Source organism: bacterium (assembly GCA_035527515.1).
Classification (GTDB): Bacteria; B130-G9; B130-G9; order B130-G9; family B130-G9; genus B130-G9.
The window spans coordinates 1-3,552 of the sequence record DATLAJ010000175.1 but is presented as its reverse complement, the minus strand read 5'-3'; the positions used below and the strand labels follow the sequence as shown (position 1 = coordinate 3,552).

General features: G+C 53.4%; 6 protein-coding genes and 1 tRNA gene. All 7 read right to left on the bottom strand.

The window, feature by feature from the left end:
* Positions 1-121, bottom strand: a 121-nt coding sequence (rpsR, locus tag VM163_14090; protein ID HUT05008.1) for a 30S ribosomal protein S18, incomplete at its 3' end; no start/stop codon positions are given.
* A gap of 76 nt (positions 122-197) precedes the next feature.
* Positions 198-614: a single-stranded DNA-binding protein gene (locus VM163_14085; protein ID HUT05007.1), complete on the bottom strand. Its 417-nt coding sequence runs from the start codon at positions 612-614 to the stop codon at positions 198-200.
* A 17-nt stretch (positions 615-631) separates the two neighbouring features.
* Entirely contained in the window at positions 632-973 is a 342-nt protein-coding gene (rpsF, locus tag VM163_14080; GenBank protein HUT05006.1) for a 30S ribosomal protein S6, read from the bottom strand.
* On the bottom strand, positions 970-1,611 hold the full coding sequence (gene pth / locus VM163_14075) for an aminoacyl-tRNA hydrolase (GenBank protein ID HUT05005.1): 642 nt from the start codon (positions 1,609-1,611) through the stop codon (positions 970-972). Before pth ends, rpsF begins: the two co-directional genes overlap by 4 nt.
* 4 nt (positions 1,612-1,615) lie before the next feature.
* Positions 1,616-2,239 carry a 50S ribosomal protein L25 gene (locus tag VM163_14070; GenBank protein HUT05004.1) on the bottom strand — a complete coding sequence of 208 codons (624 nt, stop codon included), beginning with the start codon at positions 2,237-2,239 and terminating at the stop codon, positions 1,616-1,618.
* Positions 2,240-2,262: 23 nt separating this feature from the next.
* On the bottom strand, positions 2,263-3,207 hold the full coding sequence (locus tag VM163_14065) for a ribose-phosphate pyrophosphokinase (GenBank protein ID HUT05003.1): 945 nt from the start codon (positions 3,205-3,207) through the stop codon (positions 2,263-2,265).
* A 51-nt stretch (positions 3,208-3,258) separates the two neighbouring features.
* Positions 3,259-3,329: transfer RNA gene (locus VM163_14060), tRNA-Gln, on the bottom strand.
* Positions 3,330-3,552 lie beyond the last annotated feature (223 nt).

The following is a 3,552-nucleotide window of genomic DNA, read 5'->3' as shown; positions in this document are numbered from 1 at the left end:
TCTTTCCCCGGTCGGTGATGAAGTATTTCAAGAGGTCCACATCCTTGTAATCGATCTTATCGATTCTCTTCTCGCAGAACCTGCAGTATCGCCTTCTATAAGGCTTGAAGCTTATTACCATTGTTACTTCCTACAAAAGTTATCGTGTAACCCAATGCACCAAAACTCTCGACTAAAGAGCGGATGGCCTGCCGCCCCTAGAAGGGCAGGTCATCCTCCGAAACGAGGTCCGAAGCGGGCTTTGTGAAGGTCTGCTCCTTGAAAGCGCCAGCACCGCTCTCTGCCTTAGGGGACGAAAGAAGCTGAACGTGAGTCGCCACCACCTTGAGCTCTCTCCTCTTCTGACCGTCTTTCTCCCACTCGTCCATCCGCAATCGACCCTCTACGAAGACAAGCCGCCCCTTCTGAAGGTATTCTGCCTTTCGTTCGGCCTGCTCACCCCAATGCGAGATTCGGTTGATGAACATCGTCTCCTCTTTCCAACCATCTCCCTCACGTTTGGCCCTGTTTACCGCCAAGTCAAACTGGCACACGGGTAAATTCGACGTCGTGTACTTTAGCTCAGCGTCCCGAACGAGGCGCCCCACCAAGAATACCCTGTTTAGATCAGTCATTTCAATGCCCTCTTACCCTAGTCTGATGCCTCTACCACAGACTCATCAAGCTCCTCCTCCGAAGCCTTCTCCTCATCCTCAAGTCTTACAAAAAGGTGGCGAAGTACCTCGTCCGTCAACTTCAGCTGCCGGTCGATCTCATCTTTTGCCGACGAGTCGCCAAAAAACCGCATCACAATGTAGTAGGCCTCATGAAACCTCTTCAGCTCGTAGGCTGTCCGCCTCATGCCCCATTCTTTGATCTCCGTCCGAACACAGCCGAGCCGCTTCGCGAGCTCCTCAAAGCGCTTGATCAGAGAAACCCTCTCCTCGTCTTGGAGATTCGGCCTCAAAGCATAAACAAGTTCATACGCTCTCAATAAAGCTTCCTCTCTTTCGTCCGTTTATTATGTATGTTCATAGCAGCGACACCGCCCTGTATAGCAAAATCTGCTACCGCTGTCGAGCAACTTTGCAAGATCTCCGACAACAGCTCAAGCTGCTCCTCGGCAAAAGCCGATAGAACCCACTCAACTCTTGACTCTCCACGAGCCGGCTGGCCTATGCCTATTCTCAGCCTGTAGAACTCAGGAGTGCCAAGGCTCTCGATTATCGAGGTCAGACCTTTGTGCCCGGCAGCCACCCCGCCAAACTTGAACTTATAGTGCCCCACATCCAGCGCAATATCGTCATGCACAACCAGCATTTTGTCAACACCGATACCGAGCCGTTTGACAAGAAACTTCACATACTGTCCTGAGTTGTTGACATAAGTCCCAGGCTTGGCAAGGACGCCTTGCTTCCCATCAACATGCCAGACCGCGACGTCCCCCTGACCAGAGCAGTAAAACCTCACATTCTCAGCTCCAGCCAAGACATCCAAGGCCATGAAGCCCGCATTGTGTCGGGTCGAGGCGTATTCGCTCCCGGGATTCCCGACGCCAACCACGAGAAAATCCTGAGCACCACCAAGCGTGCGCTTTCGCCTCAAATATGCCCAGAGACCGGTCCTACCCAAGCCGTTACTCGCTCGCTGGCTCTTCCGCCTCGGCCTCCTCTACCTCCTCCTCGGGTGCCTTCTCCTCAACCTTCTTGGCCAATACCGAAACGACTGTCCGCTGCGGCTCCTCGAGAATCTCGATTGTGTCGGGGACCTTCAGGTCCCGGATGTGAACCGAGTCCCCCACCATCAAGGCAGAGACATCAACTTCCAACTCGTGAATAAGGTTCTTGGGAAGGCATCGTATCTTGGCTGTACGCGTGTTATGCTGCAAAATGCCACCCATCTTAACGCCCGCCGCCGCTCCCAAAACAACGATCGGAACCTCAACAACCAGCTTCTCGCCACGCATTATCCGGAAAAAGTCGATGTGAAGCAGTCGGTCACCAATGTGGTCGAACTGGGCCTCCTTCACAAGAACATCCATGTACTCGCCGTCATCAACCCTAAAGTCAATCAGCTCCGACTCGTAATCATACTGCCGCAGTAAGGGAACTAGATCGCTTGCTGTAACCACGACAGGGATCGAATCCATGCCGCGACCGTAAACCACACCAGGAATCAGACCTTGCTGCCGCATCCTCCTCGCGCCGCCCTTGCCTACCCAATCTCTTGATGAGGCGCTTAACTTCAGTTTCTCTGCCACTTTATTGCTCCCCAAATACCGTCCTATTGAAACATCTCGCTTACTGAGAGCGATTTATTGATCCTCTTAATCGCCTCGCCCAAGAGCGGGGCTATAGATAGAACAACGATCTTGTTCTTTGGATCGCGCTTTTTGTCAACTGGTATCGTGTCGGTCGTTATTATTTTCTCTAAAGGCGAATCGGTCAGCCGCTCATACGCCTGGCCGGAAAGGACCGGATGCGCGAAGCCAGCGAATATGCGCCTGGCTCCGGCAGCCTGGAGCGCCACAGCGGAGTTGGCGATTGTGCCGCCAGTGTCGATCATATCGTCGAGCAGCACAACATCGCGATGGAGAACGTCGCCAATTATATGACAAACCTCTGAGACGTTTGGCGAGGGCCTGCGCTTGTCGATTATCGCTAGACTGCTGGTAAGCCTTCTTGCGAACTGTCTGGCTCGCTCGACACCGCCAGCATCTGGCGAGACAACGACCAAATCCTTCACATCCAGACCTTGTATGTAGCCTGCAAGCACCGGAGCGGCCAACAGATGATCAAAAGGAACGTTGAAAAAGCCCTGTATCTGACCTGCGTGAAGGTCAACCGAAACAACCCTATCAGCCCCGCTCGCAGACAAGAGGTCCGCGACCAGTTTAGCTGAGATCGGCACGCGGGGCATTCGCTTTCTGTCCTGACGGGCGTAGCAATAATAAGGCAACACAGCCGTTATCCGGCCCGCTGAGGCTCTCTTCAAAGCGTCGATCATAAGCAAAAGCTCCATGAGGTGCTCGTTCACGGGCTGCCCCATCGACTGAACTACAAAGACATCGGTGCCTCGGACGTTCTCATTGATCTGAACCATTGTCTCACCATCGCTAAAATGGCCAACATCAGCGTCCCCAAGTGAGATGCCAAGGTATTCACAGATCATCTGGGCAAGAGGTCTGTTGCCGTTCCCTGTGAACACCCTCAACTGCTCAACAATCATCAACATGCCTCCTAAAACAATGCTCGACTTCAAGAAAGGGTCCACGCGCTACTGGGGCGGGAGGATTCGAACCTCCGATCCAGGATCCAAAGTCCTGTGTCTTACCACTTGACGACGCCCCAATCTATCGCGTCAGAACCGGCGGTTACAGTCTCGACTATACATGTAACTGCGTGCAGAGATGTTGTCAAGACGCACCGAACCCCCCAGTAATCAGATTGATCGTTTCTGAGGTTGAGCTCTGAAGCTGGCTGCCAGATAGGCACGGGAGTTCATGTCGACGGCCGAGTTGCTGCTTCTTTCAGCTAACGGGTGCGAACGAGGGGTGCAGGCTGTAATCCCCGA

Excerpts from the sequence above, each read along its gene's own strand:
- VM163_14085 (HUT05007.1), bottom strand. The coding sequence starts at position 614 with ATGACTGATCTAAACAGGGTATTCTTGGTGGGGCGCCTCGTTCGGGAC.
- VM163_14065 (HUT05003.1), bottom strand. The coding sequence starts at position 3,207 with ATGATTGTTGAGCAGTTGAGGGTGTTCACAGGGAACGGCAACAGACCT.